Below are 15,655 nucleotides of genomic sequence, written 5' to 3'. Positions count from 1 at the left end.
AGAGGGATCGTGACGACGATGACCGAAACGTCTGCTCGTTTCCGCGAGTTCAAGATGCCGGATGTGGGCGAAGGACTGACCGAGGCGGAAATCCTCAAGTGGTTCGTCCAGCCCGGCGACACCGTCACCGACGGACAGGTGGTGTGCGAGGTCGAGACGGCGAAGGCCGCCGTGGAGCTGCCGATTCCGTTCGACGGGGTGGTGCACGAGCTGCGCTTCCCCGAGGGCACGACCGTCGATGTCGGCGAGGTGATCATCGCGGTGGACGTGGCACCCGGCAGCGGTGACGCCCCCGCCGTTCCGGACGCCGCGCCCGCGGCCGCTCCGGAGCCCGTGGCGAAGGCGGAGCCGGAGGCGCCCAAGGGCCGTCAGCCGGTGCTCGTCGGCTACGGCGTGGCCGAGGCCTCCACCAAGCGCCGTGCCCGCAAGGGCGTCGAGGTCCCGGGTCCGGCCGCGGCCGCGATCCAGGCCGAGATCAACGGCCACGGTTCCGTGGTCCCGGAGACCCGGCCGCTCGCCAAGCCGCCGGTGCGCAAGCTCGCCAAGGACCTGGGCATCGACCTCGCGACGGTCACACCGACCGGTGAGGGCGGGGTCATCACGCGCGAGGACGTCCACGCGGCGGCCGCGCCCGCTGCTGCCGAGGTCCCCGCCGCACCGGCGCCGGCGGTCGCTCCGGCTGCTTCGGCCGCTCCCGCCGCCCCCGCTGTGGCTGCGGTCCAGGGCGCCCGGGAGACCCGTATCCCGGTCAAGGGCGTACGGAAGGCCATCGCGCAAGCCATGGTCGGCAGCGCCTTCACGGCTCCGCACGTCACCGAGTTCGTGACGGTCGACGTGACCCGCACGATGAAGCTGGTGGCGGAGCTCAAGGAGGACAAGGACCTCGCGGGAGTCCGGGTCAACCCGCTCCTGATCATCGCCAAGGCGCTCCTGGTCGCGATCAAGCGCAACCCGAACGTCAACGCGGCCTGGGACGAGGCCAACCAGGAGATCGTGCAGAAGCACTACGTCAACCTGGGTATCGCCGCGGCCACCCCGCGCGGACTGATCGTGCCGAACATCAAGGACGCGCACGACAAGACCCTTCCCCAGCTGGCCGCGGCACTGGGCGAGCTGGTCTCCACGGCGCGCGAGGGCAGGACGTCCCCGGCGGCCATGGCGGGCGGCACGGTGACCATCACGAACGTCGGCGTCTTCGGCGTCGACACGGGTACGCCGATCCTGAACCCGGGTGAGTCCGCGATCCTCGCGGTCGGCTCGATCAAGCCGCAGCCGTGGGTCCACAAGGGCAAGGTGAAGCCCCGCCAGGTGACCACGCTGGCACTGTCGTTCGACCACCGGCTGGTCGACGGCGAGCTCGGCTCGAAGGTGCTCGCGGACGTCGCCGCGATCCTGGAACAGCCGAAGCGCCTGATCACCTGGGCCTAGCGAGCCTGTTCCACAGACGGAGAGGGGCCTCCCGCACTATGCGGGAGGCCCCTCTCCGTCTGCCGTGTCCGGGGCTACTTCTTGAAGCCGTAGTCCAGGAGCTTCGTCGCGTCCGCGGTCCGGGTGGTCGAGGACGTCGACGTGAGAACGGTGCCGATGACGGTCCTGCCGTTACGGGTCGCGGCGAAGACCAGGCAGTACTTGGCCGTCGGGCCCGAGCCGGTCTTCACACCGATGGCGCCGGTGTAGCTGCCGAGCAGGGTGTTGGTGTTGGACCACGACATGTAGCGGTAGCCGCCGCTCTTCGTCGTGACCTTCTGCTTCGTCGACTTCGTCTTCACGATGGCGCGGAACGTGGAGTTCTTCATCGCGCCACTGGCGATCGTCGTCAGGTCGCGGGGCGTCGAGTAGTTCGATCCGCTGCTGATGCCGTCGAACGAGTCGAAGTGCGTGTTCTTCAGGCCGAGAGCCTTCGCGTCGGCGTTCATCTTGCCGATGAAGGACTTGACCCGTGCCGCGCGAGTGGTGCCGGTGCCGAACTTGTCGGCAAGGGCGTACGCCGCGTCGCAGCCGGACGGCAGCATCAGCCCGTACAGGAGCTGGCGGACCGTCACCTTGTCGCCGACGATCAGCCGTGCCGACGAGGCGGTCTTGGCGACGATGTAGTCGCTGTAGGCCTTCTGGACGGTGACCGTGCTGTCCAGATTCAGGTTCTTCTGGCTCAGCACCACCTTGGCGGTCATTATCTTCGTGGTGGAGCCGGTGGAGCGGCGTATGTCCGCGCTCTTGCTGTAGAGCGCCCTCGCGGTGCCGTTGTCCATCACGAAGCCGCCCTTGGCGGCGATCGTGGGCGTGGGCGGAGCCGCTGCCTGTGCCGTGGAGGCGAACGCGCTGCCGGTGAGGACGGCGCCCGCGGTGAGGACCACGGTGGCGGCAACGGTTGCGCGATTTATGCCCTTAAGACCGAGTTTCAAGTCAAACGCTCCAAATACCGCTGAAATGCGGCTACATGAGGGTGCCGCTCGAAGGTGAGACTCCTGAGAGTCGCGAATGGATGTGCCCCCGTGCGGGTGATTTCGGCCGCACGGGCCGACGGGCCGTGCGGCTCCGGGGTGTGTCCCGCATCGTGGACGAATCCTGTCATGGGTGCATGTTGTATCTATGCTGTGTGCATGCCTGCCGCACCCCCTGCCCCCGTCAAGCAGCCCCCTGCCGCCGAGCGTGTGTACACACACATCAAGAAGGCGGTCCTGGACCGCCGTTACGAGGGCGGCACCCTCCTCACCGAGGGCGATCTGGCGGAGGCCGTGGGCGTATCCCGTACCCCCGTGCGGGAGGCACTGCTGCGGCTCGAGGTCGAAGGGCTGATCAAGCTCTACCCGAAGAAGGGCGCCCTGGTGCTCGCCGTGTCCGCGCAGGAGATCGCGGACGTCGTGGAGACCCGTCTGCTCGTCGAGGAGTTCGCCGCCCGCAAGGCCGTCCCCGCCCCGGCACAGCTGATCGCCCGGCTCGAACAGCTGCTGGAGGAACAACGGCAGCTGGCCGAGGAGGGGGACCTGTCCGCCGTGTCGGTGAAGGACCGCTGTTTCCACGCCGAGATCGTGCGGAACGCGGGCAACGAGATCCTCTCGCGCCTCTACGACCAGCTGCGCGACCGGCAACTGCGGATGGGTGTCGCCGTGATGGAGGCGCACCCCGGCAGGATCGCCGCCAACCTCACCGAGCACGGCGAGCTGCTGGACGCCATCAGGGCCGGTGACGCGGAAGGCGCCGCGCAGGTCGTGCGCCGCCACGTCAGCCGGGTCAAGGTGCTGGTCAGGGGGGATGACCGGTGACGTCCGGTGTCCCCACCCTCTCCCTGCCGGGCGATCCGCCCGGCGGCCGGCGTGCCGCCCGGATCTGGGGCATCGGGGTGGCCGTCTACTTCGTGGCCATCATCTTCCGTACGAGTCTGGGGGTCGCCGGGCTCGACGCCGCCGACCGGTTCGACGTCAACGCTTCGGCGCTGTCGACGTTCTCCATCCTCCAGCTGCTCGTCTACGCGGGCATGCAGATACCGGTCGGCCTGATGGTCGACCGGCTCGGCACCAAGAAGGTCCTCACGATCGGGGCGGTGCTCTTCACCCTGGGACAGCTCGGCTTCGCGCTCTCCCCCTCGTACGGAATGGCGCTCGCCTCCCGTGCCCTGCTCGGCTGCGGCGACGCCATGACGTTCATCAGCGTGCTGCGCCTCGGTGCCCGCTGGTTCCCCGCCCGGCGCGGACCGCTGATCGGTCAGGTCGCCGCACTGTTCGGCATGGCGGGCAACCTCGTCTCGACCCTCTTCATCGCCCGCGCGCTGCACGGGTTCGGCTGGACCACGACCTTCGTGGGCAGTTCGCTCGCCGGCGTGGTGGTGCTGGTTGTGCTGACGCTCTTCCTGAAGGACCACCCCGAGGGCCACGAACCGCCGCCCGCCGAACACGCGGGCGCCGCCTACGTGCGCCGGCAGATCGCCGCCGCGTGGCGGGAACCGGGCACCAGGCTCGGCATGTGGGTGCACTTCACCACGCAGTTCCCCGCGATGGTCTTCCTGCTGCTGTGGGGCATGCCGTTCCTGGTGGAGGCGCAGGGGCTGAGCAGGGGGACCGCCGGTGAACTGCTCACCCTGGTGGTGCTCTCCAACATGGGGGTGGGGCTCGTCTACGGGCAGATCATCGCCCGGCACCATGCGGCGCGCGCCCCGCTGGCCCTCGGTACCGTCGCGGTGACCGCGCTGCTCTGGGCGGCCACGATCCTCCACCCCGGTGACCACGCCCCGATGTGGCTGCTGGTCACCCTGTGCGTGGTGCTGGGCTCCTGCGGACCGGCGTCGATGATCGGCTTCGACTTCGCCCGGCCCGCCAATCCTCCGGAGCGTCAGGGCACCGCGTCGGGCATCGTCAACATGGGCGGCTTCGTCGCCTCGATGACCACACTGTTCGCGGTCGGCGTGCTGCTGGACGCGACGGGTGACAACTACCGCGTCGCGTTCGCCTCGGTCTTCGTCCTGGAGGTGCTCGGGGTGCTGCAGATCCTGCGGCTGCACGCGAGTGCCACGCACAGGGAGCGCGACCATCACGTGGTCAGTCGGGTGGAAGCCGTGCACGTGCCCGCGTGACCTCGTCCCGGCAGCCCGTGCCCGCGTGGCTTCGTCCCGGCGGCGCGCCCGTCCCTGTTCATCGACGGACGGGCGCCGCCGGTCACTTCACCCGGGCACGAGGCCCCGTCGGTGCCGCGAAGGCACTACGACGTCACGACGAAGTTCCGCAGGATGGTCGCCGCCAGGTCCTGGTCGCCGTCGACCTTGATCCGGTCCTCGACCGCCTGCGGGCGCACCCGGCCGCAGGCCAGGCGGTAGTACGTCTCCCAGTCCATCCCCAGGGTCGCCGCGGGGCCCAGCGACGGCGCACCGTCGACCGAACCGCGCCCGTCCCCGTCGACGCGGACCGTCCGCAGGAACTCCACGGGGCCGTGCACGTCGAACACCACCGCCGAATTGGGCGGCGCGCCCGCGTCCTTGGCGACCACATCGGGCAGCGCGGCCAGGAGGGTGTCCCGGGCGATCAGGGCGCCGGGGGAGTCCATGTTCCCCGGTTGTCCCAGCGTCGCACGCAGGTCCTGTTCGTGGATCCAGACGTCGAAGGCCCGCATGTGCAGTGCCAGTTCCAGCGTCTGCTCGGCGCCCAGGGGAGCACGCACCATCGTCTCGGGCGCCCGGGTCTCGTTGCGCAGCTGACGCATCCGACGGATGAGCGTGTACTCCAGCTCGGAGGTCATCTCCGGCGCCGTGTGGTGGCGCCGTACGTCGACCTGCATCTCCATGTACCGCTGGTGGTCGTTCTGCACGTGGTAGAGGTCGCGCGGCAGTGTGTGGATCGGGCGAGGATCGCCGAGCTGCTCGCACTCCATGCCGATGACGTGCGAGACGATGTCGCGCACCGACCAGCCCGGGCAGGGCGTGCGGCGGTTCCACTCCCCCTCGGCGAGCGGCTTCACCAGCTCGGCTATCGACTCGACGGACTGGGTCCAGGCATCGGCGTAGGTCTGGAGGCTGGGATGGACGGTCACGGGACCCCTCGTGCGGTTCTGCGGTGCATGGGCTGGAGTGCAGGGAGTGCTGGCGGCTGGCCGGCACCGACGGCGCTGTCTGCGGGCTGCGTGGGAGGTTCGCTCGCTAAGTTACGCTGCGAGCAGGCACCCCGGCAGTGCTTTCGTGTGACGATCGTAGGCCCGTGTTGACGGCTCGAATGCCAGGACGGTGGTAGTGTGCGCGCCTCCCTCATCCAGATCGCAGTAGACCCGGACGAATCAGTCAATTCCCGTAGGGAACGAGCAGCTTCGCTGGTCGTGGCCCAGGGAGACGCGGATCTGGTGATCCTGCCCGAGCTCTGGCCGGTCGGCGCCTTCGACTACACCGCTTTCGCCGACGAGGCCGAACCGCTCCAGGGGCCAACCCATGACGTGATGGCGAAGGCCGCGGCCGAGGCCGGGGTCTGGCTGCACGCGGGCTCCTTCGTCGAGCGGGCCGATGACGGGACCCTCTACAACACCTCGCTGGTCTTCTCGCCCCAGGGCGAGCGGGCCGCCGCCTACCGCAAGATCCACCGCTTCGGCTTCGACAAGGGCGAGGCGGTGATGATGGGCGCCGGCGAGGAGCTCGTCACGGTCGCCCTGCCGCAGACCACTCTCGGTCTTGCCACCTGCTACGACCTGCGCTTTCCGGAGATGTTCCGGGGCCTGGTCGACGCGGGTGCCGACACCCTGGTCGTCGCGGCCGGCTGGCCGGAGCGCCGCCGCTCGCACTGGACGCTCCTGGCGCAGGCACGGGCCGTCGAGAACCAGGCGTACGTCCTGGCCGTCGGCACGGCGGGTACCCACGCCGGGGTCGAGCAGGCCGGGCGCAGCATCGTCGTCGACCCGTGGGGCGAGGTGCTCGCCGAGGCAGGGGCCGCGGAGGAGGTGCTCACCGTGGAATTCGACCCGGCGAGGACGGCCGCCACACGGGAGCAGTTCCCGGCACTCAAGGACCGGCGCCTGGGTCTCGCTCCGCCGCGCTGACGTTCGGACGTCGCGGCGTACCGGCCGAGCGGGCGTTTCACGTGAAACAGCCTGCCCGGCTGTCAGCCGTCGCCGAGAGCCTTGTCGTGCTCCTTGTCCGCCAGGACGATCACGCACACCGCCACCGCGATGAGCAGCGACGCGTCGGCGTCCTCGCGCACGATGTCGATGCCGTACGTGTCCCGGACCGTGAGCCACCGCCGCGAGATCTGGGCGAGCAGTTCGCCGTCGTAGTCCACGGCGAATTCGCGGTCCAGGATCTTGCCGCTGACGTCGAGTTCGGTGCCGTCCACCAAGGTCACCCGGTAGTGGTTGCGCAGCAGCGAGAGCCGCTTGCGTCTGACTTCGGCGAGCTTCTCCCCGTTCCGCTGGATGATCATGGTGTCGCGCAGGCTGAGCAGCTTCTGCCGGAACTCGGCCAGCACCAGGCCGTCCGGGTCCTTGAGCTCGAAGGTGTCGCGGACCCGCATGGCCTTGCCGTCGACGAGGAAGAGCTTGCGCCCGTCCGTGTCCTCGATCCAGTAGTCGTCGCCGACGGCGAACAGACGCTCACGTACGAGAAGTCTCATGGATCACAGGTTCCCCGACGCCCCACCGGAATGCGCGCAGGCGGAGGTGATGTTGACTGTTGTCATGACTGCACGTGCACGCGTTCGCGCCCCCGAACTCATCGGCAAGGGCGGCTGGCTCAATACAGGCGACCAGCAGTACACCCTCGCTGATCTGCGAGGACGCATTGTGATCCTGGATTTCTGGACCTTCTGCTGTGTGAACTGTCTGCATGTCCTGGACGAGCTGCGCGAGCTGGAGGAGAAGCACCGCGACACCGTGGTGATCATCGGCGTCCACTCGCCGAAGTTCGTGCACGAAGCGGAGCACCAGGCGGTCGTCGACGCGGTCGAGCGCTACGAGGTGCACCACCCCGTACTCGACGACCCCGAGCTCGCCACCTGGAAGCAGTACGCCGTGCGGGCGTGGCCGACGCTCGTCGTCGTCGACCCCGAGGGCTACGTCGTCGCCCAGCACGCGGGCGAGGGGCATGCTCACGCGATCGAGAAGCTCGTCGAGGAGCTGGAGGCCGAGCACGCGGAGAAGGGCACACTGCGCCGCGGTGACGGCCCGTACGTGGCGCCCGAGCCCGTCGCCACGCATCTGCGTTTCCCCGGCAAGGCGCTGCTGCTGTCCGACGGTGGCTTCCTCGTCTCCGACACCACCCGGCACCGTCTGGTCGAGCTCGACGCGGACGGTGAAACGGTCCGCAGGCACTTCGGCGCCGGTGAGCGCGGGCTCGTGGACGGCGGACCCGACGAGGTCCGGTTCAGCGAGCCGCAGGGGCTCGCGGTCCTGCCCGACGGCCGGATCGCGGTCGCGGACACGGTGAACCACGCGATCCGTGCGCTCGACCTCACGACCGGGCTCACGACCACACTCGCCGGAACGGGCCGTCAGTGGTGGCAGGGCTCCGCCACCAGCGGTCCGGCCCGGGACGTGGACCTCTCCTCGCCGTGGGACATCGCCTGGTTCGGTGACCGGCTGTGGATCGCCATGGCCGGGGTGCACCAGCTGTGGACGTACGACCCGGCCGGGGGCACGGTGCGGGTCGCCGCGGGGACGACCAACGAGGGGCTGGTGGACGGACCCGGTGCCGAGGCGTGGTTCGCGCAGCCGTCCGGTCTCGCCGCGGCCGAGGACCGGCTGTGGGTCGCCGACTCGGAGACGTCCTCGCTGCGCTACGTCGACCGGGAGGGCGCCGTGCACACCGCGGTCGGCACCGGACTCTTCGACTTCGGCCACCGCGACGGTCCGGCCGGCCAGGCGCTGTTCCAGCACCCGCTGGGCGTCACCGCCCTGCCCGACGGCTCCGTCGCCGTCAGCGACACGTACAACCACGCCCTGAGGCGCTACGACCCCGAGAGCGGTGAGGTCACCACGCTGGCCACGGACCTGCGTGAGCCGAGTGACGCCGTGCTCGTCGACGGCGACCTGGTCGTCGTCGAGTCGGCCCGGCACCGGCTGACCCGGCTGCGGCTGCCCGAAGAGGCGGTACGCGTCGCCGACCAGGCGCATCGCACCAAGCGCGCCGCCACCGAGATCGCCGGCGGGACGCTGCGGCTGGACGTGGTCTTCCAGGCACCCGCGGGCCAGAAGCTGGACACCCGGTACGGTCCCTCGACCCGGCTGCTCGTCTCCTCGACCCCGCCGGAACTGCTGGCGGAGGGTTCGGGGCCGGGTACGGACCTGGGCCGCGACCTGGTCCTGGCGGACGGTGCCACCGAGGGTGTCCTGCATGTCTCCGCGATGGCGGCGTCCTGCGACGACGACCCGGAGAACGAGTACCCGGCCTGCCATGTGCACCAGCAGGACTGGGGCGTGCCCGTCCGCGTCACCGCCGACGGGGTGTCCCGGCTCCCGCTGGTGCTGGCCGGTATGGACGACCGGGGCTGACGAACCGGAAGCCGCCGGCGCCGTTGCGCAGCCCGTGACGCCGGGCTGCGCAACGACGCCGCATCAGCCGTTCCCCGAACCGTCGGGGGCCGACGGGCTCTGCGGTACGCCTCGCCCGGGGGCAGGCTCCACCCCGTACGACACCGCGTCCGCGCCCTCGGGTCACTGGTAGCGGCGCTCGTCCTCCGACACGACCGTGGTGGTGGGCGGCACGACCATGCGACGACGACGCGCGATGCTCATGTAGACGAAGACCCCGACGAGGCCGACCAGCATCATGATCCAGCCGACCAGGTCGACGTTGACCGTGTCGAGTTTCCAGTCGGTGGCGAAAGCGAGAATCGCCCCGGCACCGATCAGGAGAATGCATCCTCCGAGTCCCATGATTTCCGCCTCCTCGACGGCCCGGTGATTCCGGGCCGGTGTACCGGTCGCGTACCCGGCCCGGCAGCAACCATGTCCCGGTGACCTGTTGAGGAGGCGGAGGGTCAGCCGGCCAGGAATGCCGCCAGGGCGTTGGCCAGCAGGTAGGGGTCGTCGGCGCCGCACAGTTCACGGGCGCTGTGCATCGACAGGATCGCCACACCGACGTCGACGGTCTGGATGCCGTGCCGGGCGGCGGTGATCGGACCGATCGTCGTGCCGCAGGGCATCGCGTTGTTGGAGACGAACGTCTGCCACTGCACGCCCGCCTTCTCGCACGCCGCCGCGAACACGGCCCGGCCGCTGCCGTCCGTCGCGTACCGCATGTTGACGTTGACCTTGAGGATCGGGCCGCCGTTGACCACCGGGTGGTGCGTCGGGTCGTGGCGCTCGCCGTAGTTGGGGTGGATGGCGTGGCCGGTGTCGGAGGAGAGGCAGACGGTTCCGGCGAAGGCCCTGGCGCGGTCCTCGTAACTGCCGCCGCGGGCGAACACGGAGCGCTCCAGGACCGCGCCGAGCAGCGGGCCGTCCGCGCCGGTGTCGGACTGGGAGCCGTTCTCCTCGTGGTCGAAGGCGGCCAGCACGGGGATGTACGGGATCTCGTCGTCGTTCTGTCCGGCCACGGCGGCCAGCGCGGCCGTCGCGGCGTGTACGGAGAGCAGGTTGTCCATACGGGGTCCGGCCACCAGCTCGCGGTCGCGTCCCAGGTAGGCGGGCGCCTCGACGGCATGCGGCATCAGGTCCCACCCGGTGACGTCGTCGGCGTCGACACCGGCCTCCTCGGCGACGAAGCGGATGAGGTCGCCCTCCTCGACCTCACCGAGCCCCCAGATCGGCTGCATGTGCTTCTGGCGGTCGAGCTTGAGCCCCTCCGTGTTGGCCGACCGGTCCAGGTGCACGGCCAGCTGCGGCACGCGCAGCAGCGGGCGGTCGATGTTGACCAGCCGGTGCGTGCCGTCGCGGAGCGAGATGCGGCCGGCGAGGCCGAGGTCGCGGTCGAGCCAGGTGTTGAGGAGCGTTCCGCCGTAGATCTCGACGGCGATCTGCCGCCAGCCGTAGGACCCGGTGTCGGGCATCGGCTTGACCCGCAGATTGGGGGAGTCGGTGTGCGCACCCGCGATCCGGAACGGGGTGTGGGCCGTGGCCCCCTCCGGCACGTACCAGGCCACGATCGCTCCGCCGCGCAGGACGTACTTCCCGCCCGTGGTGGCGTCCCATTCCGCGGTCTCCTCGACCTGCCGGAAACCCGCCTTCTCCAGCCGGGCCGCGGCGGCCGCCACGGCGTGGTACGGGGAGGGGCCGGCCATCAGGAAGGCCATCAGGTCGTCGGTGTGACCGCGGTCGAAGCGGAGGGGAGAACTCATGCTCTTCACTTTAACGACGGCTGAACGGGAGCATTCGCCGCGTCGGACGACGGCCGCGGCCCTTCGTCCGGAAAAGGCCGCAGCCCGTGCGCAGGACACGGGTGCCGATCATGGCGACGGCCCGCCCCGGGTACCCGGGGCGGGCCGTCTGTGCCGAAGGGCGGAAGGAGGACCTTAGAACGCGGCCTCGTCCAGCTCCATGAGCGAGTTGTCCACGGCCTCGGCGAGCGCGCGCTCGGCCGAGACACCCGGCAGGACGTTCGCGGCGAAGAACTTCGCGGCGGCGATCTTGCCCTGGTAGAAGGCGACGTCCTTCGCGGAGGCGCTCGGCAGCTTCTCGGCCGCCACGGCCGCACCCTTCAGCAGCAGGTAACCGACGACGACGTCGCCGGAGGCCATGAGCAGGCGGGTGGTGTTGAGGCCGACCTTGTAGATGTTCTTGACGTCCTCGCCGGTCGCGGTGAGGTCGGTGATCATCGTGCCGACTATCGCCTCGAGGTCCACGACGGCCTTGGCGAGGTTGTCCAGCGCGCCGGACAGCTCCTCGTTGCCCTGAGCACCCGCGAGGAACTTCTTGATCTCCTCGGAGAGGGTGTTCAGCGAGGCGCCCTGGTCGCGGACGATCTTCCGGAAGAAGAAGTCCTGGCCCTGGATCGCCGTCGTGCCCTCGTACAGGGTGTCGATCTTGGCGTCACGGATGTACTGCTCGACCGGGTACTCCTGGAGGTAGCCGGAGCCGCCGAAGGTCTGGAGCGACTGCGCGAGCTGCTCGTAGGACTTCTCGGAGCCGTAGCCCTTCACGATCGGGAGCAGCAGGTCGTTGAGGCCGTTCAGCGCCTTGGCGTCCTCGCCCGCGGCCTCCTGCACCTGGATCGCGTCCTGGACGGAGGCGGTGTACAGCACGAGGGAGCGCATGCCCTCCGCGTACGCCTTCTGCGTCATGAGGGAGCGGCGCACGTCGGGGTGGTGCGTGATGGTGACCTTGGGGGCCGTCTTGTCCATGAACTGCGACAGGTCGGTGCCCTGGACGCGCTCCTTGGCGTACTCCAGCGCGTTGAGGTAGCCGGTCGACAGGGCGGCGATGGCCTTCGTGCCGACCATCATGCGGGCGAACTCGATGATGCGGAACATCTGGCGGATGCCCTCGTGCTTGTCACCGATGAGCCAGCCCTTCGCGGGGTGCTGGTCGCCGAAGGTCATCTCGCAGGTGTTGGACGCCTTGAGGCCCATCTTGTGCTCGACGTTCGTCGCGTAGGCGCCGTTGCGCGCACCGAGCTCACCGGTGGTCCAGTCGAACTCGAACTTGGGGACCAGGAAGAGGGAGAGCCCCTTGGTGCCCGGGCCCGCGCCCTCGGGGCGTGCCAGCACGTAGTGGAGGATGTTCTCGGACATGTCGTGCTCGCCCGAGGTGATGAAGCGCTTCACACCCTCGATGTGCCAGGAGCCGTCCTCCTGCTCGACGGCCTTGGTACGGCCGGCGCCCACGTCCGAACCGGCGTCCGGCTCGGTGAGCACCATCGTCGAGCCCCACTGCTTCTCGACGGCGATCTCCGCGACCTTCTTCTGCGCCTCGTTGCCCTCGTCGAAGAGGATGCCGGCGAACGCCGGGCCGGACGAGTACATCCAGACGGCCGGGTTGGAACCGAGCAGCAGCTCCGCGTAACCCCAGATCAGGGAGCGGGGGGAGGTGGTGCCGCCGATCTCCTCGGGAAGGCCCAGGCGCCAGTACTCGGAGTCCATGAAGGCCTGGTACGACTTCTTGAAGGTGTCGGGGACCGGCGCGGTGTTGGTCTCCGGGTCGAAGACCGGCGGGTTGCGGTCGGCGTCGGCGTAGGAGTCGGCGAGCTCGTTCTCCGCGAGCCGGGTGATCTCGTCAAGGATGGTCTTCGCCGTGTCGACGTCCATCTCCGCGAACGGGCCGGTGCCGTACAGCTTGTCGCGCCCGAGGACCTCGAAGAGGTTGAACTCGATGTCGCGGAGATTCGACTTGTAGTGCCCCATGGGAAGGCTCCGTAATCAATAGCAGTGGCGCGCAGCGCCCCGTGGAGGAGTGAGGATCGGGCGACGGGCGGACGTGGGTATATCAGCTGACCCCTACGATGATGCTACCCGTCAGTAATAAGACGCAACCCCTCAAGGCTTGATGTGTCCGATTACTCTTTGCGGCATGTATGGCTACGACCAGAACCCGGGTGCACAGCAGCAGATGGGTGGCGGCTACGGCGAGCAGCCGCTGTATCCCGAACCCTCGCCGCCCTCCCTGGCTGACGCGGTACGGGCCTTCACGACCGGCTCCCTGTCGGCGGAGGACTTCCAGCAGATCTTCGCGACCTCGAAGGTCTACTGCCCACGCGGCGACAACCCGGGTTTCCTCGCCCTTCACAACACCCAGCAGCCGGTGATCCCCATGTTCACCACGCTCAAGGAGCTGCGGCGTTACGCGGGCAAGGAGTCCAAGTACTTCGTGATCACCGGGGCCGAGGTGATCGACCTGCTGCCGACCGGCTACGGCTTCGTCCTGGACATGGAGGGTGAGCACCGCATGGTCTTCGACGCCAAGGCCGTGGAGCAGATGGTCGACTTCGCCATGCGCCGTATGTACGGCTGAGGGCGGCGCGGCTCAAGGGCTTCGTCGCTGCGCGGACGCCGATCGCGGGACCCGGGAGGGGCCCGTACCGACTGGGTACGGGCCCCTTTTGCGCGGTCCAGGGCCGGGCGGGAATGAATGTCGCCTTGCTAGATGTTCACCGTTCAACTAAATTGAGTGCAGAAGACCCTCCGGAGGTGGCTCCCATGCCCGCAGTGACCGTCGAAAACCCGCTGACCCTGCCCAAGGTCGCCGCCCCGGCCGATGCCGTGGCCCGTCCCGTGCTGACCGTCACGACCGCGCCGAGCGGCTTCGAGGGTGAGGGCTTCCCGGTGCGGCGCGCCTTCGCCGGGATCAACTACCGGCACCTCGACCCGTTCATCATGATGGACCAGATGGGTGAGGTGGAGTACGCCGCCGGCGAGCCCAAGGGCACCCCCTGGCACCCGCACCGCGGCTTCGAGACCGTCACCTACCTCATCGACGGATCCTTCATCCACCAGGACAGCAACGGTGGCGGCGGCACCATCGAGAACGGCGACACCCAGTGGATGACGGCGGGCTCCGGTCTGCTGCACATCGAGGCCCCGCCGGAGTCCCTCGTCATGTCGGGCGGTCTCTTCCACGGCCTCCAGCTCTGGGTGAACCTGCCCAAGGCCGACAAGATGATGGCCCCGCGCTACCAGGACATCCGCGGTGGCCAGGTCCAGCTCCTCGCCTCCCCGGACGGCGGCGCGCTCCTGCGCGTCATCGCCGGTGACCTGGACGGCCACGAGGGCCCGGGGATCACCCACACCCCGATCACCATGGTCCACGCGACGGTCCGGCCGGGCGCCGAGGTGACCCTGCCATGGCGCGAGGACTTCAACGGCCTCGCGTACGTCCTGGCCGGACGCGGGACCGTCGGCCAGGAGCGCCGCCCGGTCCGTATGGGGCAGACCGCCGTGTTCGGTACGGGGTCCTCGCTGACCGTCCGCGCCGACGAGGCGCAGGACGGCAACACCCCGGACCTGGAGGTCGTGCTGCTCGGCGGCCGTCCCATCCGTGAGCCGATGGCGCACTACGGGCCGTTCGTGATGAACACCCAGGACGAGCTCAAGCAGGCCTTCGAGGACTTCCAGGCGGGCCGCCTCGGTACGGTGCCCGCCGTCCACGGCATGTGACCGCACCGCACGGGGCGCGGGTGACGGACCGTCACCCGTACGCCCGTGCGGGCGGGACACCGTGTCTGCCCCGTGATCGGGTGGGAGGGTGCCTACCCGGAAGCCCCTCCTGCCCGACATCGCGCGGCGGACGGCCGCCTGGTGCGGCGTGCTGCTCCTGGCCGCCGGTGTCGCGGCAGTGGCGATCTGGCTGGTCGTCGTGCTCAAGACCGCGGTCACCCCGGTCCTGCTCGCCCTGCTCGGCACGGCACTGCTGGGGCCGGTCCATCGCTGGCTGACCGCCCGCAGGGTGAACAGGTCGCTGGCCGCCGGGCTCACCTGCGTGGCACTCGTCGGCGTGGTCGGCGGTGCCGGGTACATCGTCGTCAAGGCGCTCGTCGACACGGGACCCCAGATCGTCGACTCCCTGAAGGACACCGCGCAGTGGGTCATCGACCACTTCGACATCGCCGGCGTCGCCGATGTGGACGACCTCGCCGACAACGCCAAGACACTCGTCGAGAAGTTCGGTGCGAGCGCCGCGGGCGGACTGCTCACCGGCATCAGCCTGATCGGCTCACTCTTCGCCACCAGCGTCCTGGCGCTGCTGCTGACCTTCTTCTTCCTGCGTGACTCCGACCGGGCCGTGAGCCTCGCCCACAACCTCGCCCCGCGCGGCACCGGCGGCCTCGTGGAGGCCATGGGGCGCAGGGCCTTCGAGGCCGTCGAGGGCTTCATGCGGGGCACCACGTTCATCGCCCTCATCGACGCCCTGTGCATCACGGTGGGCCTGCTGATCCTGCGGGTGCCCGGCGCGGTGGGGCTGGGGGCGCTGGTCTTCGTGGGCGCCTACATCCCCTATCTGGGGGCTTTCCTCTCGGGTGCGGTCGCGGTGCTCGTCGCGCTCGCCGACCGGGGGTTCGTGATCGCCCTCTGGGCGCTCGGGGTGGTGCTCGCCGTCCAGGTACTGGAGGGCCATGTCCTGCAGCCGGCCATCCAGAGCCGCACGGTCCAGATGCACCCCGCCATGATCATGATCGCTCTGACCGCGGGCGCGAGCGTCGCGGGCCTGCTGGGCATGCTGCTCGCGGTGCCGCTCTGCGCGGCGGTGTTCGGCGTGATCGGTGAGCTGCGCAAGGGCTACGAGGCCCCGGAACCCTCATGACCGCCTGACCGCCGGCACCCGC

At 69.6% G+C, this 15,655-nt stretch carries 14 protein-coding genes; 8 read left to right on the top strand and 6 right to left on the bottom strand.

Annotation, left to right across the window (positions count from 1 at the left end; all coding sequences use genetic code 11):
- The first annotated feature begins 9 nt into the window (after positions 1-9).
- The gene (locus ACFW9O_RS07245; RefSeq protein ID WP_384606087.1) at positions 10-1,428 is read left to right on the top strand and encodes a dihydrolipoamide acetyltransferase family protein; all 1,419 of its coding nucleotides are present in this window, start codon (positions 10-12) and stop codon (positions 1,426-1,428) included.
- A 74-nt stretch (positions 1,429-1,502) separates the two neighbouring features.
- On the opposite strand, the gene ACFW9O_RS07240 is transcribed toward ACFW9O_RS07245, so the two are convergent.
- On the bottom strand, positions 1,503-2,402 hold the full coding sequence (locus ACFW9O_RS07240) for a D-alanyl-D-alanine carboxypeptidase family protein (RefSeq protein WP_384606085.1): 900 nt from the start codon (positions 2,400-2,402) through the stop codon (positions 1,503-1,505).
- A 198-nt stretch (positions 2,403-2,600) separates the two neighbouring features.
- On the opposite strand from ACFW9O_RS07240, the gene ACFW9O_RS07235 reads away from it, so the two are divergent.
- Together ACFW9O_RS07235 and ACFW9O_RS07230 are read left to right on the top strand one after the other, a co-directional pair.
- The gene (locus tag ACFW9O_RS07235) at positions 2,601-3,263 is read left to right on the top strand and encodes a GntR family transcriptional regulator (RefSeq protein WP_351180985.1); all 663 of its coding nucleotides are present in this window, start codon (positions 2,601-2,603) and stop codon (positions 3,261-3,263) included.
- Positions 3,260-4,567 carry a nitrate/nitrite transporter gene (locus ACFW9O_RS07230; RefSeq protein ID WP_384606083.1) on the top strand — a complete coding sequence of 436 codons (1,308 nt, stop codon included), beginning with the start codon at positions 3,260-3,262 and terminating at the stop codon, positions 4,565-4,567. Before ACFW9O_RS07235 ends, ACFW9O_RS07230 begins: the two co-directional genes overlap by 4 nt.
- Before the next feature lie 125 nt (positions 4,568-4,692).
- On the opposite strand, the gene ACFW9O_RS07225 is transcribed toward ACFW9O_RS07230, so the two are convergent.
- On the bottom strand, positions 4,693-5,517 hold the full coding sequence (locus ACFW9O_RS07225) for a maleylpyruvate isomerase family mycothiol-dependent enzyme (protein WP_384606080.1): 825 nt from the start codon (positions 5,515-5,517) through the stop codon (positions 4,693-4,695).
- 198 nt (positions 5,518-5,715) lie between these two features.
- On the opposite strand from ACFW9O_RS07225, the gene ACFW9O_RS07220 reads away from it, so the two are divergent.
- On the top strand, positions 5,716-6,507 hold the full coding sequence (locus tag ACFW9O_RS07220) for a carbon-nitrogen family hydrolase (RefSeq protein ID WP_384606077.1): 792 nt from the start codon (positions 5,716-5,718) through the stop codon (positions 6,505-6,507).
- A 62-nt stretch (positions 6,508-6,569) separates the two neighbouring features.
- On the opposite strand, the gene ACFW9O_RS07215 is transcribed toward ACFW9O_RS07220, so the two are convergent.
- Positions 6,570-7,076, bottom strand: coding sequence for an LURP-one-related/scramblase family protein (locus ACFW9O_RS07215; protein ID WP_384606075.1), 507 nt, complete (start codon positions 7,074-7,076; stop codon positions 6,570-6,572).
- A 64-nt stretch (positions 7,077-7,140) separates the two neighbouring features.
- Between ACFW9O_RS07215 and ACFW9O_RS07210 the strand changes: the two genes are divergently transcribed.
- Complete coding sequence (locus tag ACFW9O_RS07210) at positions 7,141-8,952, top strand: NHL domain-containing thioredoxin family protein (RefSeq protein ID WP_384606072.1); 1,812 nt, start codon at positions 7,141-7,143, stop codon at positions 8,950-8,952.
- A gap of 162 nt (positions 8,953-9,114) precedes the next feature.
- On the opposite strand, the gene ACFW9O_RS07205 is transcribed toward ACFW9O_RS07210, so the two are convergent.
- The 3 genes from ACFW9O_RS07205 to ACFW9O_RS07195 form a co-directional block, all read right to left on the bottom strand.
- Complete coding sequence (locus ACFW9O_RS07205; protein ID WP_351180967.1) at positions 9,115-9,336, bottom strand: DUF6458 family protein; 222 nt, start codon at positions 9,334-9,336, stop codon at positions 9,115-9,117.
- Between the two features lie 104 nt (positions 9,337-9,440).
- Positions 9,441-10,739, bottom strand: a complete 1,299-nt coding sequence (locus tag ACFW9O_RS07200) for a M18 family aminopeptidase (protein ID WP_384606069.1) — start codon at positions 10,737-10,739, stop codon at positions 9,441-9,443.
- Between the two features lie 174 nt (positions 10,740-10,913).
- Positions 10,914-12,740 (bottom strand): acyl-CoA dehydrogenase, encoded by a 1,827-nt coding sequence (locus ACFW9O_RS07195; protein WP_384606066.1) that lies wholly within the window; start codon positions 12,738-12,740, stop codon positions 10,914-10,916.
- 166 nt (positions 12,741-12,906) lie between these two features.
- Here ACFW9O_RS07195 and ACFW9O_RS07190 point away from each other — a divergent pair, with 166 nt between their 5' ends.
- The 3 genes from ACFW9O_RS07190 to ACFW9O_RS07180 all read left to right on the top strand — a co-directional run bounded on the left by ACFW9O_RS07190 (position 12,907) and on the right by ACFW9O_RS07180 (position 15,633).
- Positions 12,907-13,347, top strand: a complete 441-nt coding sequence (locus ACFW9O_RS07190; RefSeq protein ID WP_351166227.1) for an SseB family protein — start codon at positions 12,907-12,909, stop codon at positions 13,345-13,347.
- Positions 13,348-13,532: 185 nt separating this feature from the next.
- The gene (locus ACFW9O_RS07185) at positions 13,533-14,489 is read left to right on the top strand and encodes a pirin family protein (RefSeq protein WP_351166225.1); all 957 of its coding nucleotides are present in this window, start codon (positions 13,533-13,535) and stop codon (positions 14,487-14,489) included.
- 88 nt (positions 14,490-14,577) lie between these two features.
- Positions 14,578-15,633, top strand: a complete 1,056-nt coding sequence (locus ACFW9O_RS07180; RefSeq protein WP_384606063.1) for an AI-2E family transporter — start codon at positions 14,578-14,580, stop codon at positions 15,631-15,633.
- Positions 15,634-15,655: the final 22 nt, after the last annotated feature.

The organism is Streptomyces sp. NPDC059499, assembly GCF_042749285.1.
Lineage (GTDB): Bacteria > Actinomycetota > Actinomycetes > Streptomycetales > Streptomycetaceae > Streptomyces.
The sequence above is the reverse complement of the archived record's forward strand: the minus strand, read 5'-3'. Positions and strand labels throughout refer to the sequence as shown.